30 protein-coding genes and 1 riboswitch are annotated in these 22080 nt (G+C 71.5%); of the genes, 13 read left to right on the forward strand and 17 right to left on the reverse strand.

The genetic code is table 11. The annotated features are described in order from the left end of the window. Positions 1-204 precede the first annotated feature (204 nt). Positions 205-906, forward strand: coding sequence for a hypothetical protein (locus tag AB0878_RS04035; protein WP_366576276.1), 702 nt, complete (start codon positions 205-207; stop codon positions 904-906). Positions 907-987: 81 nt separating this feature from the next. Here the strand turns inward: AB0878_RS04035 and AB0878_RS04040 are convergent, their stop codons facing one another. Together AB0878_RS04040 and AB0878_RS04045 are read right to left on the reverse strand one after the other, a co-directional pair. Next, the gene (locus AB0878_RS04040; protein ID WP_366576278.1) at positions 988-1812 is read right to left on the reverse strand and encodes an aldo/keto reductase; all 825 of its coding nucleotides are present in this window, start codon (positions 1810-1812) and stop codon (positions 988-990) included. Between the two features lie 102 nt (positions 1813-1914). Continuing rightward, positions 1915-2724 (reverse strand): helix-turn-helix transcriptional regulator, encoded by an 810-nt coding sequence (locus AB0878_RS04045; protein WP_366576280.1) that lies wholly within the window; start codon positions 2722-2724, stop codon positions 1915-1917. 180 nt (positions 2725-2904) lie between these two features. Between AB0878_RS04045 and AB0878_RS04050 the strand changes: the two genes are divergently transcribed. Next, complete coding sequence (locus AB0878_RS04050) at positions 2905-3267, forward strand: nuclear transport factor 2 family protein (protein ID WP_366576282.1); 363 nt, start codon at positions 2905-2907, stop codon at positions 3265-3267. Positions 3268-3606: 339 nt separating this feature from the next. Further along, positions 3607-3707, reverse strand: a riboswitch (glycine riboswitch). Between the two features lie 41 nt (positions 3708-3748). Here AB0878_RS04050 and AB0878_RS04055 read toward each other — a convergent pair. Beyond that, on the reverse strand, positions 3749-4330 hold the full coding sequence (locus tag AB0878_RS04055) for a MerR family transcriptional regulator (protein ID WP_220240879.1): 582 nt from the start codon (positions 4328-4330) through the stop codon (positions 3749-3751). 256 nt (positions 4331-4586) lie between these two features. Between AB0878_RS04055 and AB0878_RS04060 the strand changes: the two genes are divergently transcribed. Then, a complete protein-coding gene (locus AB0878_RS04060; protein WP_366576284.1) occupies positions 4587-5222 on the forward strand; it encodes a TetR/AcrR family transcriptional regulator in 636 nt (211 codons plus the stop codon). Between the two features lie 55 nt (positions 5223-5277). Here the strand turns inward: AB0878_RS04060 and AB0878_RS04065 are convergent, their stop codons facing one another. From AB0878_RS04065 to AB0878_RS04090, 6 genes are all read right to left on the reverse strand, one after another. After that, positions 5278-5751: a bifunctional nuclease family protein gene (locus tag AB0878_RS04065; protein ID WP_009078856.1), complete on the reverse strand. Its 474-nt coding sequence runs from the start codon at positions 5749-5751 to the stop codon at positions 5278-5280. A gap of 218 nt (positions 5752-5969) precedes the next feature. Then, positions 5970-6728, reverse strand: a complete 759-nt coding sequence (locus AB0878_RS04070) for a MerR family transcriptional regulator (RefSeq protein ID WP_366576287.1) — start codon at positions 6726-6728, stop codon at positions 5970-5972. Next, positions 6725-7192: a glycogen accumulation regulator GarA gene (gene garA, locus AB0878_RS04075; protein ID WP_033287853.1), complete on the reverse strand. Its 468-nt coding sequence runs from the start codon at positions 7190-7192 to the stop codon at positions 6725-6727. Before garA ends, AB0878_RS04070 begins: the two co-directional genes overlap by 4 nt. Before the next feature lie 133 nt (positions 7193-7325). Continuing rightward, positions 7326-7709, reverse strand: a complete 384-nt coding sequence (gene gcvH, locus AB0878_RS04080) for a glycine cleavage system protein GcvH (protein ID WP_366576289.1) — start codon at positions 7707-7709, stop codon at positions 7326-7328. Between the two features lie 46 nt (positions 7710-7755). Then, positions 7756-8349 carry a CDP-alcohol phosphatidyltransferase family protein gene (locus AB0878_RS04085; protein ID WP_220240885.1) on the reverse strand — a complete coding sequence of 198 codons (594 nt, stop codon included), beginning with the start codon at positions 8347-8349 and terminating at the stop codon, positions 7756-7758. 112 nt (positions 8350-8461) lie between these two features. Further along, complete coding sequence (locus tag AB0878_RS04090; protein ID WP_366576291.1) at positions 8462-8707, reverse strand: hypothetical protein; 246 nt, start codon at positions 8705-8707, stop codon at positions 8462-8464. Positions 8708-9030: 323 nt separating this feature from the next. On the opposite strand from AB0878_RS04090, the gene AB0878_RS04095 reads away from it, so the two are divergent. Then, positions 9031-9537: a hypothetical protein gene (locus tag AB0878_RS04095; protein ID WP_366576293.1), complete on the forward strand. Its 507-nt coding sequence runs from the start codon at positions 9031-9033 to the stop codon at positions 9535-9537. A 27-nt stretch (positions 9538-9564) separates the two neighbouring features. On the opposite strand, the gene AB0878_RS04100 is transcribed toward AB0878_RS04095, so the two are convergent. Then, complete coding sequence (locus AB0878_RS04100; protein ID WP_366576295.1) at positions 9565-11289, reverse strand: AMP-binding protein; 1725 nt, start codon at positions 11287-11289, stop codon at positions 9565-9567. A 34-nt stretch (positions 11290-11323) separates the two neighbouring features. Further along, positions 11324-12166: a crotonase/enoyl-CoA hydratase family protein gene (locus AB0878_RS04105; RefSeq protein ID WP_366576297.1), complete on the reverse strand. Its 843-nt coding sequence runs from the start codon at positions 12164-12166 to the stop codon at positions 11324-11326. A 113-nt stretch (positions 12167-12279) separates the two neighbouring features. Here AB0878_RS04105 and AB0878_RS04110 point away from each other — a divergent pair, with 113 nt between their 5' ends. After that, a complete protein-coding gene (locus AB0878_RS04110) occupies positions 12280-13155 on the forward strand; it encodes an alpha/beta fold hydrolase (RefSeq protein ID WP_366576298.1) in 876 nt (291 codons plus the stop codon). A gap of 4 nt (positions 13156-13159) precedes the next feature. Here AB0878_RS04110 and cobA read toward each other — a convergent pair whose 3' ends face one another. The 6 genes from cobA to rpmB are packed head-to-tail and all read right to left on the reverse strand — an operon-like array spanning position 13160 to position 15790. After that, positions 13160-14377: a uroporphyrinogen-III C-methyltransferase gene (gene cobA, locus AB0878_RS04115; protein ID WP_366576300.1), complete on the reverse strand. Its 1218-nt coding sequence runs from the start codon at positions 14375-14377 to the stop codon at positions 13160-13162. A 28-nt stretch (positions 14378-14405) separates the two neighbouring features. Continuing rightward, a complete protein-coding gene (locus tag AB0878_RS04120; RefSeq protein WP_366576302.1) occupies positions 14406-14798 on the reverse strand; it encodes an ankyrin repeat domain-containing protein in 393 nt (130 codons plus the stop codon). A gap of 40 nt (positions 14799-14838) precedes the next feature. Continuing rightward, entirely contained in the window at positions 14839-15075 is a 237-nt protein-coding gene (gene rpsR / locus AB0878_RS04125) for a 30S ribosomal protein S18 (protein WP_364048880.1), read from the reverse strand. Between the two features lie 5 nt (positions 15076-15080). Further along, positions 15081-15386 carry a 30S ribosomal protein S14 gene (gene rpsN / locus AB0878_RS04130; RefSeq protein ID WP_366576305.1) on the reverse strand — a complete coding sequence of 102 codons (306 nt, stop codon included), beginning with the start codon at positions 15384-15386 and terminating at the stop codon, positions 15081-15083. Beyond that, positions 15386-15553 carry a 50S ribosomal protein L33 gene (gene rpmG, locus AB0878_RS04135; protein ID WP_003091682.1) on the reverse strand — a complete coding sequence of 56 codons (168 nt, stop codon included), beginning with the start codon at positions 15551-15553 and terminating at the stop codon, positions 15386-15388. The genes rpsN and rpmG overlap by 1 nt, the downstream gene beginning before the upstream one ends. Continuing rightward, entirely contained in the window at positions 15554-15790 is a 237-nt protein-coding gene (rpmB, locus tag AB0878_RS04140; protein ID WP_360601704.1) for a 50S ribosomal protein L28, read from the reverse strand. A 78-nt stretch (positions 15791-15868) separates the two neighbouring features. Here rpmB and AB0878_RS04145 point away from each other — a divergent pair, with 78 nt between their 5' ends. The 8 genes from AB0878_RS04145 to AB0878_RS04180 all read left to right on the forward strand — a co-directional run bounded on the left by AB0878_RS04145 (position 15869) and on the right by AB0878_RS04180 (position 22060). Then, a complete protein-coding gene (locus tag AB0878_RS04145; protein ID WP_366576308.1) occupies positions 15869-17128 on the forward strand; it encodes a GTP-binding protein in 1260 nt (419 codons plus the stop codon). Continuing rightward, on the forward strand, positions 17125-17388 hold the full coding sequence (locus AB0878_RS04150; protein WP_366576310.1) for a type B 50S ribosomal protein L31: 264 nt from the start codon (positions 17125-17127) through the stop codon (positions 17386-17388). The genes AB0878_RS04145 and AB0878_RS04150 overlap by 4 nt, the downstream gene beginning before the upstream one ends. Beyond that, positions 17388-17546 carry a 50S ribosomal protein L32 gene (rpmF, locus tag AB0878_RS04155; RefSeq protein ID WP_220240910.1) on the forward strand — a complete coding sequence of 53 codons (159 nt, stop codon included), beginning with the start codon at positions 17388-17390 and terminating at the stop codon, positions 17544-17546. Before AB0878_RS04150 ends, rpmF begins: the two co-directional genes overlap by 1 nt. After that, entirely contained in the window at positions 17543-18637 is a 1095-nt protein-coding gene (locus tag AB0878_RS04160; RefSeq protein WP_366576312.1) for a GTP-binding protein, read from the forward strand. The genes rpmF and AB0878_RS04160 overlap by 4 nt, the downstream gene beginning before the upstream one ends. A 215-nt stretch (positions 18638-18852) precedes the next feature. Beyond that, positions 18853-19296: a MarR family transcriptional regulator gene (locus AB0878_RS04165; protein ID WP_366576314.1), complete on the forward strand. Its 444-nt coding sequence runs from the start codon at positions 18853-18855 to the stop codon at positions 19294-19296. Then, on the forward strand, positions 19293-21020 hold the full coding sequence (locus AB0878_RS04170) for an MFS transporter (RefSeq protein WP_366576316.1): 1728 nt from the start codon (positions 19293-19295) through the stop codon (positions 21018-21020). Before AB0878_RS04165 ends, AB0878_RS04170 begins: the two co-directional genes overlap by 4 nt. Then, on the forward strand, positions 21017-21760 hold the full coding sequence (locus AB0878_RS04175) for a dienelactone hydrolase family protein (RefSeq protein WP_366576318.1): 744 nt from the start codon (positions 21017-21019) through the stop codon (positions 21758-21760). Before AB0878_RS04170 ends, AB0878_RS04175 begins: the two co-directional genes overlap by 4 nt. A gap of 27 nt (positions 21761-21787) precedes the next feature. Next, positions 21788-22060: a DUF6295 family protein gene (locus tag AB0878_RS04180; protein ID WP_220240918.1), complete on the forward strand. Its 273-nt coding sequence runs from the start codon at positions 21788-21790 to the stop codon at positions 22058-22060. Positions 22061-22080 lie beyond the last annotated feature (20 nt).

Consider the following 22080-nt stretch of genomic DNA (forward strand, 5'->3'; position numbering starts at 1 on the left):
GCCGGACCCGTTCCCGCCACGGGCTCGGCCGGCTCGCGCTCTGCCGATTCGCGCGCTGCCGTCACCTGCTCGGCGGCATCCGGTGAATTGTGTACAGACCGTGCAACTCTGAGTCATAATATTCACCCAGGGTCGCTAACCTGTTAGAGTGATAACGGTTTGATTGCATAGCAGCGCGTGTGCGCACATCTCGAAAGGACAACGATGGGGCGACACACACTGGCCGAAGAGCCGGTGCCGCACCCTCTCGATCCGCCGAAGCGCCAGCAGGGCCGCAGCGAGACGACGGGCTCACACCGCATCGTCGCCGCGAAGGCGCCGCGCCGCCGGATCGCCAAGTGGCCCATCGCCTGTGCCGGGCTCGTCGTCCTGGTCGCGCTCGGCGTCTTCGGCTGGAACTGGGCCGACAGCGTGCTCAACAACCGCGCCGAAGCCCAGGCTGCCAGCTGCGGCGGGAACCGGACCACCGTCAGGCTCGTCGTGACCCCGCAGGTCGCGAAGCCGGTCGAGGCCGCCGCGAGCCGCTGGGACGCCGATCTGACCCCGGTGCACGGCGCCTGCTTCCAGGTCAACGTCACGACCAAGCCGTCCTCGGTGGTGCTCGACGCGCTGACCGGCAAGACCGACCTCTCGACCATCGGCGGCCTGCCCGACGGTTGGATCCCCGAGTCGTCGTACTGGGTCACGCAGCTGACGAACGCCAAGCCCGAGCTCATCGGCTCGCCGGCAATGCCGATCGGCTCGGGCCCGCCCGCCGACTACCCGTTCGTGGGCCTCGCGGCGGCGTCCGTCGGCGGCACGGCCACCGACGAGAACCAGCAGCGCGCCACGCAGAGCTTCCGCGCGTTCCTCAAGGAGCCCGCCCAGCTGGCCGACTTCGCGGCCGCCGGCATCCGGGCGTCCTGACCCGCGGCTTGGCGTAACGCCGGAACGGCCGGTCCCGGGAACTTCCGGGGCCGGCCGTTTTCGCGCGCCGGGCGGCGCGGCTCAGCCGAAGGTGTCGGGGTCGGCGCCCGTGCGGGTGCCGTTGTCGAGCTCCGCCAGCGCCGCGAGGTCGTCGTCGGCGAGCTCGAAGTCGAACACGGCGAAGTTCTCCCGGATCCGCGCCGGCGTCGCCGACTTCGGGATGGCGATCGTGCCCATCTGCAGGTGCCAGCGCAGCACGAGCTGGGCGGGCGTCTTGCCGTACTTGGCCGCGAGCGCCGTGATCACGCGCTCGCCCAGCAGCCGGCCGCGCGCGAGCGGGCTCCAGGCCTCCGTGGCGATGCCGTGCTCGGCGTGGAACGTACGCAGCGGCAGCTGCTGCAGCCAGGGGTGCAGCTCGACCTGGTTCACGGCCGGGACCACGTCGGTCTCGTCGAGCAGCCGGCTCAGGTGGGTGATGCCGAAGTTCGACACGCCGATCGCGCGCACCCGCCCGTCGCGGTAGAGCTGCTCCAGCGCCCGCCAGGTCTCCACGTACCGGTCGCGGCGCGGCTGCGGCCAGTGGATGAGGAACAGGTCGATCCGCTCCAGGCCGAGCGCGGCGGCGCTGTGGTCGAAGGCGCGCAACGCGTTGTCGTACCCGTGCTGGTCGTTCCACAGCTTCGTGGTCACGAAGAACTCGTCCCGCGGCAGGCCCGAAGCGCGGATGGCTTCACCGACCTCGGCCTCGTTGCCGTACATCGCGGCGGTGTCGATGCTGCGGTAGCCGGCTTCGATCGCGGCGCCGATCACCTTCCCGGCCTGCGCGGCGCGGACCTGGTACACGCCGAAGCCGAGCTGCGGGATGGTGACGGAGTTGTTCAGGGTGAGCAGGGGCGGGTTGGCCATGAAGGCGGATCCTCACTGCGGTGTCCTGGGGTGACCGCTCCGATCCTTCCACTCCCCCGGCCCGGGGGCTCGGCACCCCGCCGCACGATCCAGCGGTCCTGCTCAGGTGCTCGCCCGGGCCCGCAGGTACGCGGCCGTCTCCGGGTTCGCCGGGTAGAAGGACTCGATGACCAGCTCGGCGAGCGTGACGTCGAGCGGCGTGCCGAACGTCGCGACCGTGCTGAAGAACGTGAGCTCCGTGCCCCGGTGGAGGTAGCGCAGCGGGACGAAGATGTCGCCCGGTCCGGGCACCTCGACCTCGGGCACCAGCTGGTCGCACGGGTACTCCCGCAGCTCGGCCAGCAGCTCGGCGAGCCCGGCGTCGGCCGTCTGCTCGACCTGGCGGCGCAGGCGGCCCAGCAGGTGGGCCCGCCACTCCCCCAGGTTCAGCACGTTCGGAGCCATGCCGTCGGGGTGCAGGGTCGCGCGCAGGACGTTCACGGGCGGTGTCAGCAGCTCCGGTGCCACACCCTCGACGAGCACACCGAGGCTCGTGTTGGCGTCGACGAGGTTCCAGCCGCGATCGACGACGGCCGCGGGGTACGGCTCGTGGCCGGTCAGCAGCTGGCGGACGGCGTCGCGCACGGCCGTCAGCTCCGGCGCCCCCAGCTCGGTCTCGCCGTACGCGGGGGCGTAGCCGGCGGCCAGCAGCAGCCGGTTGCGTTCGCGCAGCGGCACTTCGAGGTGCTCACCGAGGCGCAGCACCATCTCGCGGCTCGGCTTGGAGCGGCCGGTCTCGACGAAGCTCAGGTGCCGCGTGGAGATGTCCGCGGCGATCGCCAGGTCGAGCTGGCTGATGCGGCGCCGGTCGCGCCACTCCCGCAGGAGTTCGCCGACCGCGCGCCGTGCGGGGGCCTTCACCGAAGTCGTCACGCCCCCGACGCTACGGGTCCGCTCGCGCTCAGGCCATTACCTCGCGGGTAATCGCCGGAGGCGGCATGCGTCGGGTGCGGTGATTACCTCCGGCGTAATCGACGAACCGCGCCCGGCGCAGCAGTCTTGGCGGCACCAGGACGGCGAACCCGTTGTCCGCCAAGCAAAGGGAGCTTTCCCGTGTCCGACGTGACGAGCACTGTCGAGCAGTACATCGCGATCTGGAACGAGACCGACGCCGAGCGCCGCCGCGCCCTCGTCGCCGAGGTTTTCACCCCCGACGCGTCCATGACCGATCCCCTGGGCTCGGTGACCGGCCACGACGGCATCGACGGGTTCATCGGCGGCGCACAGGCGCAGTTCGCCGGGCTGACGTTCAGCCTGCCCAAGGCGCCCGACGCCCACCACGACCTGGCGCGGTTCCAGTGGTACCTCACCGCGCCGGGCGCCGACGAGCCGCTCGCCATCGGGTTCGACGTCGTCGAGCTGGCCGACGGCCGGATCGCCAAGGTGCACGGGTTCCTGGACAAGATCCCGGGCTGAGGTCGTGGGGCCGGAGCCACGGCGGACCCGTGAGCGGACGGGTCCGCCGTGGCTCCACAGTGGACGGCCGAGTCGGCGCGGATCACCGGAAAGGCGCATCCACGGCGGGAAAACCGGCGGCCGCACGAGACCGGGACCGCTGCGCGGCCCGCCGGAAAAGATCGTGATCCGGAGGTCTGAACCACCCGGCCCCGGCCCGGTGAGCATCGGGTCCGAGGTCCTCCCCACTCTGTCCGTACCCCGTGGGGCGCCTGAGAGTTTCACCCGCGTGGATACGCGGGTTTGCACCGTCGGCGGAACCGGCTGGTGGTGTCCAGCGGGCCCACTTTCCAGAGGCGTCTCGTCCGCGCGGTCCAGGGTGCCTGAGAGGTTCCGGGGAGGACTTGCTCCTTCGGCGCCGAGCTCGTGGATGCCGGCTCGGTCTCTCCCGCGCGGGTTCGTCGACCGCGCAGTCAGGATACCTCGCCCTCGCGGGCGGTGATCACCCGGTGCGGCGGGAGTTGCGGCGCTGGGTGAGTTCGTCCGGGACGACCGATTCGATCACGCCGCCGTCGGCACGTTCGGCGGGGAACTCGTGGATCGTGCCGCTGATCTCCTGCATCGCGCCGCTGACGGCGATGCCGAACACACCCTGTCCGCCCTGGAGCAGATCCACGATCTCCTCCGGCGAGGTGCACTCGTACACCGTGGTGCCGTCGGAGAACAGGGTGACCTTCGCGAGGTCGCGCACGCCGCGCACGCGCAGGTGCTCCACCGCGACCCGGATGTTCTGCAGCGAGACCCCGGTGTCCAGCAGCCGCTTCACGACCTTCAGGACGAGGATGTCCTTGAACGAGTACAGCCGCTGCGAGCCCGAACCGTGCGCGGTGCGAATGCTCGGCGCGACCAGCTTCGTCCGGGCCCAGTAGTCGAGCTGGCGGTACGTGATCCCCGCGATCTGGCACGCGGCGGGGCCGCGATAGCCGACGAGCTCGTCCGGAAGGGAGGCGTCGGGGAACAGCTCACCCTGCTCGCCATCGGCGGCACGAACGGGCGGCCTCTCCGGACTACCAGCCTCGACCACGCAAGCCTCCCTTCGCCCGACCTGGCGGCCGGCGAACGACACCGGTCGAGCCCAGGAGCGGGACCGGCCGGGGAGAACCGCCACGATCGTGCTCCGGTCGGAGAATCACATCGTGGCGATTTACCGCCTTCGACGGTAAGGCCGCGCCGCGGGCCGGTCAACGCGACGCGCGGCGCACCTCAAGCTCGTCTTGAGCCTTTGGTCCGTTCGCCGTACGGGTTTGACACGTTTTACTCAGCCGAGTAACTTATTACTCATGCGAGTAAACTTCGACACGCAAGCAGAGCTCGGGCTGAGCGTCACGGAGGCGACGACCCGGGCGCAGATCATCGCGGCGACCATCGCGACGATCGCCGAGCACGGGTACGCGCGCACCACGTTCGCCAAGATCAAGGAACGCGCGGGGCTGAGCAGCACCCGCATGATCTCCTACCACTTCGCGAACAAGGCCGGGCTCATGCAGGCCGTGCTGAGCACGGTGTCGGAGACGAAGGCGATGTTCCTGCAGGACCGCAGCAAGGCCCTCGACCCCGGCGACCGGCCGGGCAACCTGCGGGCCCACATCGAGACGTCGGTGGCGTTCCTGCGCGACTACCCGGAGTGCGTCCGGGTGCTCGCGGAGCTCTCGGCCAACGCAGACGACGCGGACGGCTGGTCGATGACCTCGGTGCTCGTGGACCAGATGCGGGTGGGCGGTGTGCAGCGCCAGCTCAAGCAGGGTCAGGACGAGGGGGTGTTCGGCGCGTTCGCGCCGGAGGTGATGGCGATGTCGATCGCGCAGGCCATCGACGGGGTGGCAGCGGCCTACGCCGCCGACCCGTCGACCGACCTCGACCGCTACGGGCGGGAAATCGCCGACCTCTTCGAGAGGGCGACCGCTGCGAAGCAGTGAAATCCGGAAACAAGGCGGGAACGTGGTGTGCGGCCGCGTTCCCGCCGCCGGCGGCTCAGGTGTCGGCGCCGCGGAAGTCTTCGGGGGACACGGAGTCGAGGAACTCGCGGAACTTCTCGACCTCGTCCTCCTGCTCGTCCGGGATGATCAGGCCCGCCTCCTCCAGCACCGCGTCCACGGCGTGGATGGGGACCCCGATCCGCAGCGCCAGGGCGACCGAGTCGCTGGGACGCGCGGACACCCGGATGTCGCCGTCGAAGACGAGCTCGGCGAAGAAGGTGCCTTCCTTCAGGTCCGTGATCACGACCTGCTCCAGCTCGCGGCCGAGCGCCCCGATGACCTCTTTGAGGAGGTCGTGGGTCAGGGGCCGGGCGGGTCGTACTCCCTGCTGCTCCAAGGCGATGGCGGTGGCCTCGACCGAGCCGATCCAGATCGGCAGGTAGCGCTCGCCCTCGGTTTCCCGCAGCAACAAGATCGGCTGATTGGCGGGCAGCTCCACCCGCACACCGACGACGCGCATCTCGCTCATCGGGTTTCGCCTCCCTCTCGTGCACACGGGCTGCAGCGCTTGCGACGTACTCGCGCCGTTGGGTTCGACGCTACCCGTCATCCGGGCGCTGTGCTCGCTAGTGGCGGACATTCTCGGTTCGCTGCACCGCAAACCGACTCTCACGGTACGGCATACGGTGCCGAACATTCAGTCATTGACATGTGACGCACACCGGTGTTCGGCCCGTTACGTCCGGTTCAACCACCGGTGACTCCCCGGATCCCCGCTTTCACGAGGAGCGTGTGGAGCGTGACGGACAGCGCGGCCAGCTCCCGGACCACCTCGTCGGCCCTCGCTTTCGCATCCGCGTCACGGTGGCGATACACGGGGGTCACGATCTGCTCCAGCAGGCCGACTTCGCGGTCGGCCGCTGCGCGGAAGGCACGCAGATGTCTCGGCTCGATACCGAATTCGGTCATCGCCTTCACCGTGCGCGCGATCAGCACCGCGTCGGGACCGAAGAACCCCGCCGCACCCGGCCGCACGAGCCCGTACTGCTGCAGCTCGGTGAGCGTCGCGGCGGTGATGCCGGCTCGCGCCAGCAGCTCCTCCTGCGTCAGCCGGATCTCGGGACCGGTCTCGAAGTCGTCGGCGTCGGGCAGCCCGCCGGTGTCGGCCGGGTCGAGCGACACCAGCTTCCGCGGCAGCCGCGGCGCGGGCGCGGCGGGCTCCGCTCCGGAGTCCGCCGCGTCCAGCTGTTCCTTGATGACCTTGAGCGGGAGGTAGTGGTCCCGCTGCGCGGACAGCACGAAGCGAAGCCGCTCCACGTCCGCCGGGGCGAACTGCCGGTACCCCGAGGGCGTGCGGCCCGGCCGGACCAGGCCTTCCGCCTCGAGGAACCGGATCTTGGAGATGGTGACATCGGGGAAGTCGCCGCGCAGCTGCGCCAGGACCGCCCCGATGCTCAACCCGTCGCGCCGGGCCTCCGAACGACCGGGCTGCCCGGCCGCCGTCACTGTGCCCCCTGGCCCCCGTGCCCCGGGCCCGTCAGGAAGACCAGGCGGAACTTCCCGATCTGCACCTCGTCGCCGCCGGCCAGCACGGCCTGGTCGACCGGCTCGCGGTTGACGTAGGTGCCGTTCAGGCTGCCGACGTCGATCACCACGAACTCCCCGCCCTCACGCCGGAACTCGGCGTGCCGGCGGGAAACGGTGACGTCGTCGAGGAAGATGTCGCTGTCGGGGTGCCGGCCCGCGCTCGTGGTGTCGCGGTCCAGCAGGAAGCGCGAGCCCGCGTTGGGGCCCCGCTTCACGACCAGGAGGGCGGAACCCGGGGGCAGGGCGTCGACGCCCTGGACCGGTGCCTCGGCAGCCGGTGCGGACTCCTGGCCTTCGACATCGGCCAGGAAGTCGGCCCGGAAGACAGAGGTCCGCTCCGGAGACTGCTCCGGGGGAACGCCGGGCCCGTCGTTCGTGCTCACCTGAGCTCTCCTCTACACACAATGTTGCCTATGACCAAGAACGTGTAGCTGCCAACGTACCGTGCCTGATCGGTTCGGGACCCCGGGGCTCCCCCTTCGGCGGGCGGAACCCCCGGGCCAGGCCGAACCCGCCTCAGCCGGTGATGAGCGCCTGGTACGCCTCGGCTTCGAGCAGGGCGTCGAGCCCCGCGGGGTCGTCGAGGCGGATCTCCACGAGCCAGCCCTCGCCGTACGGGTCGGAGTTGATCAACTCGGGCGAATCGGAGACCGCGGCGTTCACCGAGACGATCTCGCCGTCGACCGGTGCGAACAGCTCCGAGACGCTCTTGGTGGACTCCACTTCGCCGAAGACGTCGCCCGCGTCGACGTGCTTGCCGACCTCGGGCAGGTCGACGAACACCACGTCGCCGAGCTGGTCCTGGGCGTACTCCGTGATGCCCACGCGGACCAGCGCACCCTCACGCGTGGCCACCCACTCGTGTTCCTCGGTGTAACGCAGCTCTTCTGGAGTGGTCAACGCCCCTCCCCTTCCTCGAACCGACTTCGTCGCGGGCAGTCTTCCATCACCGGCTGCGAAGCGCGCGCACCGCCTGCACGACGTAGAGCGCGCCGGACCAGACGTAGAGCACCCCGCCCCAGACCATGAAGGCGTAGGCGATCGGCCGGGCCACCACGGCCACGGTCGAGCCGCCCTGCGTGAGCAGCAGGAACGGGAAGGCGTACATGAGCACGAACGTCGCGCCCTTGCCGATGTAGGTCACCTCGGGCGGCGCGAACCCGCCGCGGCGCAACACGAGCACGCAGATCGCCAGCACGGCCTCGCGCAGCACGAGCGGCACGACGACCCACCACGGGATGATGTCGCGGATGAGGAACGCGACCAGCGTCGCGAGGATGTAGAGCCGGTCGGCCGCGGGGTCGAGCAGCTGGCCCAGCCGCGACATCTGGTCGAGCCAGCGGGCGAGCTTGCCGTCGAGCCAGTCGGTCAGCGCCGAGAAGACGAGCAGCGCGAGCGCCCAGCCGTCCTCCTTCGGGCCGAGCAGCAGCCAGAGGAACACGGGCACGCCCGCGAGCCGCAGCAGCGACAGGAGATTGGGGACGTTGAACGCCTGCCGCAGCAGGGAAGGCTCCGTCTTGGGCTCGGGGACCGTGGTCACCGGCTCAGCCTAGAGGTGCGGACCGGCACCGACGCCGGTGGTCACGCGGTCGGGTCGCGGGTTCGTGGCGCGCGACCCGACCGCGGGGCTGTGAGGGGAAAAGCGGCGGCGCTCAGCCGGCGCGGCGGTGGCTCCAGCCGCGGCGCTGCAGCTCGGCGTTGCTGAGGCGCTCGGGGCGGCCGCGGTCGTCGTTGCCGACCCAGCGGGCGCGGCCGGCTCGGCCTTCGAGGACGTACGGGCGGCCGCAGCACCACACGACGCTGCAGGGCGCCGTGGGCGGCGTGGCGGGCCGCGCGGTCGGGTCGGTGAGGTCGGACGCGGACGGGGTGCCGGGCTCGGTGGCCGTTTCGGTGGTCATGCTGTGCGGTGCTCTTGTCTCTCGGGGTCGGCGGGTGATCGGGGACGGGAACGCCCTGGGCGCTCCTCACGTATTTCGGTCCGAAGGCGGCGGACGTTAACGACCGCCGCGAAGATTCGTCCGATCGGTGAGGAAGGAATTCGCGCTGTATCAGTGCGTTAACACCAGCTTAACCGTCCACAATAGACTCCCCGCCGGGGGAGCCCGCCGAGGCGGAAGCCCCGGTTCCGGTAACCTCCGCCCGCCGCGCCGGGTGTCGGTGCGGGTCACGGCGCCGGAGGCGGGCCAGAATGCCCGGAAGGACCCCTGGCGAAAGGACCCCGGTGCCCCCGTCGAAGCCCGCGTGGCGGCCGCTGCTCGCGGCCTGGCTCGTGCTGCCGGCGCTCGCCGCCTGTTCGGGCGAACCCGAGCCCCGGGCGGCGGTACCGCCACCACCGTCCGCGACCACGGCGCCGCCGACGACCTCGTCGGCGCACTCGGTCCCTCCCCCGCCGCCTGAAACGACGCAGGCGCCGTCGAGCACGCGTGCGAAGGCCCCGAGCAGCACGCCCGCCGTTCCGGGGTCCTGCGGCACCGTCACGGCCGCGAGCGGGCTGACCTTGTACGTGTTCGACAGCCGGGCCGGCGGGGTGCCGTGCGCCGAGGCCATGGCGCTCGTGCGCGACTTCCACGCGAAGATCGCCGGCCGGCAGGGCACCGGGTCCAACGACGCCGTGAACGACACCGTGTCCGGCTGGCTGTGCACCTCCGGCCCGCCGGCGGCGCAGGGCGGCACCACGTGCAGCAAAGGCGAGCAGACGGTGTTCGCGGCCGTCGTCCCGTCGGAGTGAGGCGGACGGGACGACGGCCGCGCGACCTCAGGCCTTGAGGTCCGGGAAGTCGTCCTCGCGGTACTCGCCCTCGGGCCGGGTGTTCTCGTGCTCGCGCCCGCGCAGCTCGACGCGGCGGATCTTGCCGGAGATCGTCTTCGGCAGCTCGGCGAACTCCAGGCGCCGGATCCGCTTGTACGGCGCGAGGTGCTCCCGCGCGTACGCCAGGATCGCGCGGGCGGTGTCCGCGGTGGGCTCGTGGCCCGCGGCCAGCACGACGTAGGCCTTGGGCACCGCGAGCCGGATCGGATCCGGGGCGGGCACCACGGCGGCCTCCGCCACCGCTTCGTGCTCCAGCAGCACGCTCTCCAGCTCGAACGGTGAGATCCGGTAGTCCGACGCCTTGAACACGTCGTCGGTGCGCCCGACGTAGGTGATGTAGCCGCGTTCGTCGATCGAACCGACGTCACCCGTGTGGTAGTAGCCGTCGCGGAACGCTTCCGACGTGCGCTCGTCGTCGTCCGCGTAGCCGACCATCAGGCCGACGGGCCGGTGCGCGAGGTCGAGGCAGATCTCGCCCTCACCGGCGCGCTCGCCCGTGACCGGGTCGACCAGCGCCACCACGAAGCCCGGCAGCGGCCGGCCCATCGAGCCGGGAACCACGGCCTGGCCGGGGGTGTTGGCGATCTGCACACTGCTCTCGGTCTGGCCGAACCCGTCGCGGATGGTGACGCCCCAGGCCTTCTCGACCTGTTCGATCACCTCGGGGTTGAGCGGCTCGCCCGCGCCGACCACCTTCTGCGGCGGGGTTTTCAACGCTGTCAGGTCGGCCTGGATGAGCATGCGCCACACGGTGGGCGGCGCGCAGAAGCTCGTGACCCCGCAGCGGTCCATCTGCGCCATGAGCGCCGTGGCGTCGAAACGCGTGTAGTTGTAGAGGAACACCGTCGCCTCGGCGTTCCACGGCGCGAACACGTTGCTCCACGCGTGTTTCGCCCAGCCGGGCGAGGAGATGTTCAGGTGCACGTCGCCCGGCTCGAGGCCGATCCAGTACATTGTGGACAGATGCCCGACCGGGTAGGACACGTGCGTGTGCTGCACGAGCTTCGGCTTCGCCGTGGTGCCCGAGGTGAAGTACAGCAGCAGCGGGTCGGCCGCGGCCGTCACGCCGTCCGGGGTGAAACCGGCCGGCTCGGCGTATGCGGTGGCGTAGGCGTGCCAGCCTTCCACCGGCTCGCCGACGGCGATGCGCGTGTAGCCGCCCGCCACGTCGGCGAACTTCGGGGCGTCGGCCGAGCGCACGACCACGTGCTTGGCCTTGCCGCGCTCGACGCGGTCGGCGAGGTCGGCCGGCCCGAGCAGCGTCGAGGCCGGGATGATCACGGCGCCGAGCTTGATCGCGGCGAGGATCGTCTCCCACAGCTCGCCCTGGTTGCCCAGCATGAGGATCAGCCGGTCGCCGCGCGAGACTCCGAGGCGGCGCAGCCACGTGGCGACCTGGTCGGAGCGGGCGGACATCTCCGGGTAGGTCCAGCGGTTCTCGGTGCCGTCCTCCTCGACGATCCACAGCGCGTACCGCTGCGCGTTCGCCGGGTCGCGGGCCACCACGTCGAACCAGTCGAGCGCCCAGTTGAACTCCGCGGGCCGCGGCCACGCGAACTCCCGGACGGCGGTGTCGTAGTCCTCGCGGTGGGACTGGAGGTAGTCCCGCGCCTCCCGAAAGACCTGGTGGGCCTCGCCGGCCCGCTGGTTCCCCGAAGCGCCATTGCTCACGTCGTGCTCCCTCGTGCTCGCGTACGTGCCTGTTCTACTCGCCCTTGAACTCGGGCGCGCGGCGCTCCATGAACGCCTGCACGGCCTCGGCGAGGTCCTTGCTCGGGAGGAACGCGGAGTTCCAGGCCGCGACGTAGCGCAGGCCCTCGGCGACCTGGCGCTCGGTGTTGGCGGCGAGCACCTGCTTGGTCCCCTGCACGACCAGCGGCGGGTTCGCGGCGATGTCGGCGGCGAGCTTGCGCGCTTCGGCCAGCAGGGTCTCCTGGTCGGGATAGACGTCGTTGACCAGGCCGATCTTCTCGGCGCGGGCGGCGTCGACGTCCCTGCCGGTCAGGGCGAGCTCCCGCACGTGGCCCTCGCCGACGATCGTGGCGAGCCGCTGCAGGCTGCCGAGGTCGGCGACGATCGCGACCTTCACCTCGCGCACGCTGAATTTCGCGTCGGCGCTGGCGAGGCGCACGTCGGCCGCGCTGATCACGTCCACGCCGCCGCCGATGCACCAGCCGGACACGGCGGCGATCACGGGCTTGCGGCACTCGGCGATCGAGCTCACGGACTCCTGCAGGCGGCGGACTTCGCGGTGGAAGTCGGTGCGCGGGCCGGCCAGCGCGTCGCCGGCCAGCATCGGGGCCCAGCCGCCCATCATCGCGGGCAGGTCGAGGCCGTAGGAGAAGTGCGCGCCGCTGCCGGTGAGCACGATCGCGCGCACGCGCGGGTCGGCGTCGAGGGCGGCGAAGACCAACGGCAGCTCACGCCAGAAGTCGGGGCCCATGGCGTTGCCCTTCGCCGGGCCGAGCAGGGTGACTTCGGCGACGGGGCCGTCGAGGTCGACCTTCAGCGAGGCGAGATCGGGCAGGGAGTCGGCAGGTGCGGTCATGCCTGTCATCTTGAACCATCCGGTTGACGCTGTGCCAATTCGGTCGCGGGATGCTTTCCTGGGATGGACACGAGAGATCGAAGCGGCCCTCGACCACGAGAGGAAGGTGGCGCATGAGCCCGGCCCCCGTTCTTGCCGTCGACGACCTGCCGGCGGATCCCCCGCCGGCGCGCCGCTCGCGCCCGATCGAGCTGTCCGGCTCGTTCACCTGCGACGGCCAGCGCCTCGCCTACACCGAGTACGGCTCGGGCGAGCGCGTCGTGGTGCTGATGCACGGCATCATGTTCACCCGCCGCATGCACGCGCCCCTGGCCCGCCGGCTCGCGCGCTCGGGCTTCCGCGTGATCACCCTCGACCTGCTGGGCCACGGCGAATCCGACCGGCCGACCGAGTCGTGGCGCTACTCGATGCCGGCGTTCGGCGAGCAGGCCGTGGCACTGCTCGACCACCTCGGCCTGGACGACGCCGTGCTGGGCGGGACGTCGCTCGGCGCGAACGTCGCGCTCGAGGTGGCGGTCGCGCAGCCGGCCCGCGCCCGCGGGCTGGTCGTGGAAATGCCGGTGCTGGACAACGCGATCGTCGCCGGGCTGCTCACGTTCGCCCCGCTGCTGTTCGCCGCGCGCTTCCTGCCCGTGACCGTGCGCGGCGTCGCCCTGGCGGCCAACCTCGTGCCCCACGGCAGCCAGTGGGTCGACGTCGTCACCGACACCCTGACCCAGCAGCCCGCGCCGATGGCCGCGCTCCTGCACGGCGTGCTGTTCGGCCGGATCGCGCCGCCGAAGTCGGTTCGCCGGGCCATCACCACGCCCGCGCTGGTGATCGGCCACGAAGGTGACCCGATCCACCCCTTCGGCGACGCCGACACCCTGGCCGCGGACATGCCGCGCGCCGAGTTCGTGCAGGCGCGCAGCCCGGTCGAGCTGCGCTCCGACCCGAAGCGCCTGACCTCGGCGATCACCGACTTCGCCGAGCGCTGCTACGAAAGCTGACGCGTCACTTCGCCAGTCCGGCCACCGGGCCGAAGACGATCACCGCCGGCGGCCGCACGCCCGCGGCGGCCGCTTCTCCGGCCACCTGCCCCAGCGTGGAGCGCAGCGTGCGCTGCGTCCGCATGGTGCCGTCCTCGACGATGGCGACCGGCGTGTCGGCGGGACGGCCGCCGTCGAGCAGCGCCGAGGCGAACTGGGGCAGGCGTTCGACGCCCATCATCAGCACGATCGTGCCGCGCAGGCCGGCCAGCAGCGACCAGTCGACCAGCGAGCGCGGGTCGCCGGGGGCGACGTGACCCGAGACGACCACGACCTCGTGGGCGACCCCGCGGTGGGTCACCGGCACGTCGGCGACGGCGGGGACCGCGAACGCACTCGTGATGCCCGGGACCATGGTGACCGGCACGCCCGCTACGGCGCAGGCCAGGACCTCCTCGAACCCGCGGCCGAACAGGTAGGGGTCGCCGCCCTTGAGCCGGACGACGAACTTGCCCTCCTTGGCCTTCTCGATCAGCGTGCTGTTGATCACGTCCTGGCTCGCGGCGCGGCCGTACGGGATCTTCGCGGCGTCGACGACCTCGACCTCCGGCGCGAGCTCGTCGAGCAGCTCACGCGGGGCGAGGCGGTCGACGACCACCACGTCGGCGCGCGAGAGCAGCCGGCGCCCGCGGACGGTGATCAGGTCCGGGTCACCCGGGCCGCCCCCGACCAGGGCGACGCCCGGCAGCTCGGTGTCGGTGTCCCGTGGCGCGCGGCCGTCGATGACGGTGCCGGCATGCAGGGCGTCGAGGATGCTGTCGCGCACGGCGGCCGAACGCAGCGGCTCACCGCCGGACAGGACACCGAACAGCAGCCCGCCGTGGCGGCCCGAAGCCGGGGTCACGGCGCTGCCGGACTCCCCCTCGTCGGCACGCACGCAGAACACGCGCTCGCGTTCGGCCTCGGCGCACACGGCGGCGTTGACCTCGGGGTCGTCGGTGCAGGCGAGCGCGTACCAGGCGTCGGCGAGGTCGCCCTCGGCGTAGCGGCGCTCGTGCCAGACCAGCTCGCCCGCGTCGGCCATGGCACTCACCGACGGGGTGGTGTGCGGCGAGACCAGCTCCACCCGCGCGCCCGCGCGGATGAGCCTCGGGAGGCGGCGCTGGGCGACCGAGCCGCCCCCGACCATCACGACGCGGCGGCCGGCGAGCTGGAGTCCGGAGAGGTAGTGCGGGTCGTCCATAGCCGGAAAGTCTGCCTGCCGCGCTCGCTCAGCGCTGCAGCAGGGCCAGCAGCCCGGTGTTGCCGAACATCGCCGCCGCCTCGACCGCCGACGGCGTGCCCGCGTGCGGATCGGCACCACCCGCCACCAGCGCCTTCACGACGTCGGGCTCATCCTTGAACACGGCGCCGGCGAGCGGGCTCTGGCCCCGGTCGTTGACCCGGTTCGGATCCGCGCCGCGCGCCAGCAGCGCGGCCACCGTGTCGACGTGCCCGTGGTACGAGGCGAGCATCACCAGGGTGTCGCCGCGGTCGTTGGCGAGGTTCGCGGGGATGCCGGCGTCGACGTACGCGACGAGGCGTTCCGTGTCGCCCTCGCGCGCCATGGTGAACACGCGGGCCCACAGGTCGAGCTCCTCGTCCGACGGCGTCCCGGAAGCCATGCGCCGAGTCTGGCACGCCGGCTCCCGGGACGCCGGTTCGTCAGCCGCGCGCCGAGTTGGGGTACGGCAGCAGCGCCATCTCCCGCGCGTTCTTGATGGCCGAGGCCACCTGCTTCTGCTGCTTCGGCGTCAGCCCCGTCACGCGGCGGGCGCGGATCTTGCCGCGGTCGGAGATGAAGATCCGCAGCAGGTCGACGTCCTTCCAGTCGACTTCGGTGATCCCCCGGGTGTGCAACGGGTTCGCCCGCTTGCGGGGCGCGCGTTCGTGCTTCGGCATCCGGCTCACCAGCTCGACTTCGAGACGCCGGGCAGCTCGCCGTTGTGCGCCATCTGCCGCATGCGCACGCGCGAGAGGCCGAACTTGCGCAGGTAGCCGCGCGGGCGGCCGTCGGCGGTGTCGCGGTTGCGGATGCGCGTGGCGCTCGCGTCGCGCGGCATCCGCTGCAGCGCCACCACGGCGTCGGCCTTGTCCCGCGCCGACGAGTGCGGCGAGGCGATCACGGCCTTGAGCGCCCGCCGCTTCTCGACGTAGCGGGCGGCGATCACCTTCCGCTGCTCGTTCTTCGCGATCTTCGACTTCTTCGCCATCAGCGCTCTTCCTTGAACTCGACGTGCTTGCGCGCCACGGGGTCGTACTTGCGCAGGACCATCCGGTCGGGGTCGTTGCGCCGGTTCTTCTTCGTCACGTACGTGTAGCCGGTGCCCGCGGTGGACCGCAGCTTGATGATCGGCCGGACGTCGGTGCTCTTCGCCATCTAGAGCTTCACCCCCTTCGCGGCCAGCTCCGCGACAACCGCGTCGATCCCGCGCTTGTCGATCGTCTTCATGCCCTTCGCCGACACCTTGAGCCGCACCGTCCGGCCGAGGCTCGGCACGAAGTAACGGCGGGTCTGCAGGTTCGGCTCCCAGCGCCGTGAGGTGCGGCGGTGCGAGTGCGAGACCTGCTTGCCGTAGCCCGGCTTGCGGCCGGTGACCTGGCACACGGCTGACACGGACCCTCCCGAGTTGATAGTGATATTCGTTTTCAATTACGCTGGCCACCGTACCCCGTCCCGTCGACTGGAGCTTCAGTGACCCCACACCCGCGTGTCCCGCTCGTGCTCGTCAGCGGGCTCGCCGCCGAAGGCAACGACGAGCTCGCCGAACTGCTGCGCCGCGCCGGCCCCGGCGTCGCCGTGGTCCACCACGACCTGCGGCAGATCGGCAGCGGCATCGTCCGCAGGCGGATCCGCCTCGGCCCCCGAGACCAGCTCACCGCGCTGGAGCTCGCCCACGGCTGCGTGAACTGCACGCTGCGCGAAGACCTCCTGCCACTGCTTCGCAGCCTCGCCCGGCGGCCGGAGGTGGACCGGATCGTGCTGCGCCTCGACGAGGCGATGGAGCCGGAGCCGGTGAGCTGGGCGATCGCCAACGTGCTGGTTGGCGACCGGCCCGTGAGCGACGACGTCGAGATCGAGGCCGTGTTCACCACCGTCGACCGCGCCACCTGGCTCGCCGACGCGTCCGGCGACGAGCTGCTCCTGGAACGCGGCCTGCTCGGCTCCCCCGAGGACGAGCGGAGCGTCGCGCAGGTCGCGCTCGCGCAGGTGGAGTTCGCCGACGTGCTGGTGCTGGCGGGCGAGGTGCCCGACGCGTGGTGCGCCGCGAAGACCGCCGCCGTGCTCGACCGCGTCGCACCCTCGGTCCCCCGCGTCGTCCTGAAGGGCGCGAACGCCGGGCTGCTGTTCGCCGCCGTGCCCGCGGACTCGCGGCGCGGCGAGGTGGTCGACCTGCACGGCGCGCTCCTGCGGGGCCAGCCGCCGCTGCACGCCGACTGCGGGATCGAGGTCCTCACGTTCACCTCGCAGCGGCCGTTCCACCCCGAGCGCCTCCACGAGGCGATCGACACGCTGCTGGGCGGCGTGATCCGCACCCGCGGCCGCGCGTGGGTCGCGAGCCAGCCCGACATCGCGTTCTGGCTCGAGTCGGCCGGCGGCGGCCTCGCGATCGGGCACGCCGGCCCGTGGCTCGCCTCGCCCGACGGCCCCGACTGGGCCGACGTCTCCGCCGAGCGCCGCACGCTCGCGTCGCTGCGCTGGCACCCGGTGCACGGCGACCGCGCGCAGGAGCTCGTGGTGGTCACGGACCTGGTGCCACCCCGGGAAATCGAGGACGCACTGCACGCCGCGCTGCTCACCGACGCCGAGCTGGCCGAGGGAGAAGCTGCCTGGCGCAGCTACCCCGACCCGTTCGGCGAGTGGCACGAGGACCCGTGCGAGACGACCGAGACCGACGAAGAAGACGAAGAGCGGCACGTCAACGCCGCGAACCGGAAGGAAGACCCGCAGTGAAACCCGGCATCCACCCCGACTACCACCCCGTGGTGTTCCGCGACTCGGCCACGGGCGACGCGTTCCTCACCCGCTCCACCGTCACGTCCGACCGGACGATCGAGTGGAGCGACGGCAACACCTACCCGCTCGTGGTCGTGGACATCAGCTCGTGGTCGCACCCGTTCTGGACGGGCAACCAGCGGATCGTCGACTCCGCGGGCCAGGTCGAGAAGTTCCACCGCCGCTACGGCCGTCGCGAGAAGGGCGGTGCGCGCTGATGGCCGTGCCGAAGCGGAAGAAGTCCCGCAGCAACACCCGCGCGCGCCGGGCGCAGTGGAAGGCGGCGGTGCCCGACCTGGTGCCGATCACGGTCGACGGCGAGCGCAAGCTCGTGCCGCGCCGCCTGATCAAGCACTTCCAGCGGCTCGACCGGTGAGCGTGCCCGTCACCGTCCTGTCGGGGTTCCTCGGCGCGGGCAAGACTACGCTGCTCAACCACATCCTCGCCAACCGCGAAGGCCTGCGGGTGGCGGTGATCGTGAACGACATGAGCGAGGTCAACATCGACGCCGCGCTCGTGCGCGACAGCGTTTCCCGCACCGAGGAGCGCCTGGTCGAGCTGACCAACGGCTGCATCTGCTGCACCCTGCGCGAGGACCTGCTCGACGAGGTCGCGCGCTTGACCGCCGACGGGCGGTTCGACCACGTGCTCATCGAGTCGAGCGGCATCTCCGAGCCGATGCCGGTCGCCGCCACGTTCTCCTTCCCCGGCGACGACGGCACGCCGGCGCTGTCCGGCGCGCGGCTGGACACGATGGTGACCGTCGTCGACGCCGTGAACTTCGGCCGCGAGCTGGCCGGCGGCGACTCGCTGGCCGAACGCCGCCTGGACCAGTACGAGGGCGACGAGCGCACGGTCAGCGACCTGCTCGTGGACCAGGTCGAGTTCGCGGATGTGCTGCTGCTCAACAAGACCGACCTCGTCTCCCCCGCCGAGGCCGGCCGGCTCGCGGCGGCGCTGCGCCGGCTCAACCCGGGCGCCGACGTCGTGACCGCGGAGTTCGGGCGGGTGCCGCTCGGGCGCGTGTTCGGCACCGGCCGCCACGACCCGCTGCGCGCGCAGCAGGCTCCGGGCTGGGTCGCGGAGCTCAACGGCGACCACGTGCCGGAGACCGAGGAGTACGGGATCTCCAGCGTCGTGTTCCGCGCCGGGCGGGCGTTCGACCCGGTGGCGCTGTGGGATTTCGTCACGACCCGCCTCGACTCGGGCGAGTTCGGCACCGTGCTGCGCTCCAAGGGGTTCTTCACGCTCGCGTCGCGACCGGGCGTGCTCGGCCTGTGGTCGCAGGCGGGCGCGGTGGCGCGGTTCGAACCACAGGGCGTGGCCGAAGCGCCGCAGCAGGAGCTGGTCTTCATCGGCGTCGGGCTCGCCGGCGACCCGCTGCTGGCCGCGCTCGAGGCCTGCCTCACCGACGAACCGGTGGCAGCGGACCCCTTCCCCGAGTGGGAGCCCGTGCACGTCCACTGAGGACAGACGGTTTCGAAGGCCGCGCGACCCGCGTCACAGGTCGCGCGGCCTTCGTGTTCCCGGGAGTTCCTTGATCGTTCACCACCCGGCGTGATCATGCTGTTCGGGCCGGGTCCACGCCGGACACACCCCCGTCTGAACTGGGCGATTCGGTGCGGTTAGGGGTGTTTCGCGAAGGTTGATCAACCCAGGTTTATCAGTCTAGGTTGATTAATGTGCCGGATCGGATCAGCAAGGATCTCGTGGAGGCCGCCGCCGACCTGAGGGTCGCGCTCGGGCGGCTCGTGCGGCGGATGCGGCAGGGCTACGTGGCCGGCGAGGCCACGCTTTCGGAGAGCTCCGTACTCTCGCGGCTCGACCGCGACGGGCCCTCGACGCCCGGCTACCTGGCCGAGCAGGAGCGGGTGAAGCCGCAGGCCATGGGCGTCACCCTGGCCGGGCTCGTCGAACGCGGGCTCGTGAGCCGCAGCCCCGACGCCGCCGACGGCCGCCGCGTCCTGATGTCCGTGACGGCGACCGGCCGAAAACTCCTGACCGACCGGCGTTCCCTCAGCACCCAGCGCGTCGCCCAGGCCCTGGCCGGCGGCTTCAGCGCCGAGGAACGCCACCGACTGCTCGAGGTGATCCCGTTGCTCGAACGCCTGGCGGACGAACTGTGACGACCACGGCCACCAGCCGCGGCGACCGGTACAAGTGGGTCGCCCTCTCCAACACCACTCTCGGCGTGCTCATGTCGACCCTCGACGGGTCGATCGTGATCATCTCGCTGCCCGCCATCTTCCGCGGCATCGGGCTCGACCCGCTCGCGCCGGCCAACATCGGCTACCTGCTCTGGATGATCCTGGGCTACCTGCTGGTGTCCGCGGTCCTCGTGGTCACCCTCGGGCGCCTCGGCGACATGTTCGGCCGCGTGAAGATGTACAACGTCGGGTTCGTGATCTTCAGCGTCGCCTCGGTGGCGCTGTCGTTCGACCCGTTCCACGGCGGCCAGGGCGCGCTGTGGCTGATCGGCTGGCGCATCGTCCAAGCCGTCGGCGGGTCGATGCTCACGGCCAACTCGGCCGCGATCCTCACCGACGCGTTCCCGCGCGAACAGCGCGGCATGGCACTGGGCATCAACCAGATCACCGCGCTGGCCGGGCAGTTCCTCGGCCTCGTCGTGGGTGGTCTGCTCGCCGAGATCGACTGGCGCGCGGTGTTCTGGGTGAGCGTGCCGTTCGGCATCCTCGGCACCGTGTGGTCGATCCGCAGCCTGCGCGAGATCGGCAAGCCGCGGCGGGCGCGCGTCGACTGGGGCGGCAACATCACCTTCGCCCTCGGCACCGGCGTGCTGCTCGCGGCGATCACCTACGGCATCCAGCCCTACGGAAACGCGGCCACCGGCTGGGGCAACCCGTGGGTGCTCGGCGGGATCGGCGCCGGCGTGCTGCTGCTCGTGGTGTTCGGCGTGATCGAGTCGCGGGTGAAGGACCCGATGTTCAAGCTCTCGCTGTTCCGGATCCGGGCGTTCAGCGCGGGCAACCTCGCGGCGCTGCTCACGGCGATCGCGCGCGGCGGCATGCAGTTCATGCTCATCATCTGGCTGCAGGGCATCTGGCTGCCCCTGCACGGCTACGAGTACGAGAAGACGCCGCTGTGGGCGGGGATCTACCTGCTGCCGCTCACCGTCGGGTTCCTCATCGCGGGCCCGGTGTCGGGCTACCTGTCCGACCGGTTCGGCGCGCGGCTGTTCTCGACCGGCGGGCTCGTGCTCGTCGCGGCGGCGTTCCTCGGTCTGCTGGCGCTGCCCGTGGACTTCTCCTACCCCGTGTTCGCGGCGCTGCTGGTGCTCAGCGGGATCGGGCAGGGCATGTTCTCGGCGCCCAACACCTCGGCGATCATGAGCAGCGTCCCCGACCACCAGCGCGGGGTCGCCTCCGGCATGCGCTCGACGTTCCAGAACTCCGGCACGGCGCTGTCGATCGGCGTGTTCTTCTCACTGATGATCGCGGGGCTGGCCGGTTCGCTGCCGGCCACGCTCACCGGCGGGCTGCAGGCCCACGGCGTGCCCGCCGACGTCGCGGCGACCGTCGCCCAGCTGCCGCCCGTGAGCACGCTGTTCGCGGCGTTCCTCGGCAGCAACCCGGTGGCGCACCTGCTCGGCCCGGGTGTCCTTTCCGGACTGTCGCCGAGCGACTCGGCGGCGCTGACCGGCAAGGAGTTCTTCCCGCAGCTGATCTCCGGCCCGTTCCACAACGGACTGGTCACCGTCTTCACGGCGGCCGCCGTGATGGCGCTCGTCGCGGCCCTCGCCTCGGTGTCGCGCGGCAAGCGCTACTTCCACCCCGACCTCGCCCCGCGCGCGGGCGAGCAACGCAGCACCCCGGACAAGGAGAACGGATGAACGACACGCTCACCGCCGGCACCGTCACGATCACCGGCCACGGCGGTGACGAGATCGAGGCGTATCTGGCGCGCCCGCTCGACCCCGCTCCGCGCGGCGGCGTCGTGGTGATCCACCACATGCCCGGCTACGACCCGGCCACCAAGGAGATCGTGCGCCGCTTCGCCGCCGAGGGGTTCTCGGCGCTGTGCCCGAACCTGTACTCGCGCGAGGCGCCGGGCGCGAGCCCGGACGACGCGGCCGCGACCGTCCGCGCCAACGGCGGCGTGCCCGACGAGCGCCTGGTCGGCGACGTCGAGGGCGCGGCCGCGTACCTCAAGAACCTGGACAACGCCAACGGCAAGATCGGCGTGATCGGCCACTGTTCCGGCGGCCGCCAAACGTTCCTCGTCGCGTGCTCGACCCAGGTCGACGCGGCCGTGGACTGCTACGGCGCCTTCGTGGTCAACGAGCCGCCGGCCGGCATGCCCGCGTCGATGAAGCCGCTGCTGGGCCTCGCGCCGCAGCTGTCGGCCCCGCTGCTCGGCCTCTTCGGCGCCGACGACCAGTACCCCGGGCCCGAGGAGACCGCGAAGCTCGCCGCCGAGCTCGACCGCCTCGGCAAGGAACACGAGTTCCACACCTACGACGGCGCCGGCCACGCGTTCTTCGCCGTCGACCGCCCGAGCTACCGGCCGGAGGCCGCCGTGGACGGCTGGGCCAAGATCCTCGACTTCTACGGCCGGCACCTCGCGGCCTGACCCCGCCCTTCAGGAAGGACGTTTCCCATGTGCACCTACCTCACCGAGAAGTTCGCCGTGGAGGGCAGCGGCAAGAGCGCGACCGGCTGGCACAGCGTCAACGAAGCCACCGTCTACGTCGACCACCCGACGCACGCCCGCTTCGCCCACACCGTGAACATCGACTTCCGCAACCCGGCGATGGGCCCGGCCGCGCGCGTCGCGCTGGAACTGACCGAAGAGGACGCCCTCGCCCTCGCCGACGCGATCCACACCGCCCTGGCCTCGGCGCCGGCCGGCTTGGCTTCCCGCAACCAGTAGGCCGCACCGGCTGTCCCGGG

The organism is Amycolatopsis sp. NPDC047767 (assembly GCF_040704195.1).
Taxonomy (GTDB): domain Bacteria; phylum Actinomycetota; class Actinomycetes; order Mycobacteriales; family Pseudonocardiaceae; genus Amycolatopsis.

Excerpts from the sequence above, each read along its gene's own strand:
- cobA (WP_366576300.1), bottom strand. The coding sequence starts at position 14,377 with ATGGACGACCCGCACTACCTCTCCGGACTCCAGCTCGCCGGCCGCCGC.
- AB0878_RS04175 (WP_366576318.1), top strand. The coding sequence starts at position 21,017 with ATGAACGACACGCTCACCGCCGGCACCGTCACGATCACCGGCCACGGC.
- AB0878_RS04040 (WP_366576278.1), bottom strand. The coding sequence starts at position 1,812 with ATGGCCAACCCGCCCCTGCTCACCCTGAACAACTCCGTCACCATCCCG.
- AB0878_RS04060 (WP_366576284.1), top strand. The coding sequence starts at position 4,587 with ATGCGAGTAAACTTCGACACGCAAGCAGAGCTCGGGCTGAGCGTCACG.
- AB0878_RS04110 (WP_366576298.1), top strand. The coding sequence starts at position 12,280 with ATGAGCCCGGCCCCCGTTCTTGCCGTCGACGACCTGCCGGCGGATCCC.
- rpmG (WP_003091682.1), bottom strand. The coding sequence starts at position 15,553 with ATGGCGAAGAGCACCGACGTCCGGCCGATCATCAAGCTGCGGTCCACC.
- AB0878_RS04120 (WP_366576302.1), bottom strand. The coding sequence starts at position 14,798 with ATGGCTTCCGGGACGCCGTCGGACGAGGAGCTCGACCTGTGGGCCCGC.
- AB0878_RS04090 (WP_366576291.1), bottom strand. The coding sequence starts at position 8,707 with ATGACCACCGAAACGGCCACCGAGCCCGGCACCCCGTCCGCGTCCGAC.
- AB0878_RS04180 (WP_220240918.1), top strand. The coding sequence starts at position 21,788 with ATGTGCACCTACCTCACCGAGAAGTTCGCCGTGGAGGGCAGCGGCAAG.
- AB0878_RS04105 (WP_366576297.1), bottom strand. The coding sequence starts at position 12,166 with ATGACCGCACCTGCCGACTCCCTGCCCGATCTCGCCTCGCTGAAGGTC.
- rpsR (WP_364048880.1), bottom strand. The coding sequence starts at position 15,075 with ATGCCGAAGCACGAACGCGCGCCCCGCAAGCGGGCGAACCCGTTGCAC.
- AB0878_RS04065 (WP_009078856.1), bottom strand. The coding sequence starts at position 5,751 with ATGAGCGAGATGCGCGTCGTCGGTGTGCGGGTGGAGCTGCCCGCCAAT.
- rpsN (WP_366576305.1), bottom strand. The coding sequence starts at position 15,386 with ATGGCGAAGAAGTCGAAGATCGCGAAGAACGAGCAGCGGAAGGTGATC.
- rpmF (WP_220240910.1), top strand. The coding sequence starts at position 17,388 with ATGGCCGTGCCGAAGCGGAAGAAGTCCCGCAGCAACACCCGCGCGCGC.
- AB0878_RS04035 (WP_366576276.1), top strand. The coding sequence starts at position 205 with ATGGGGCGACACACACTGGCCGAAGAGCCGGTGCCGCACCCTCTCGAT.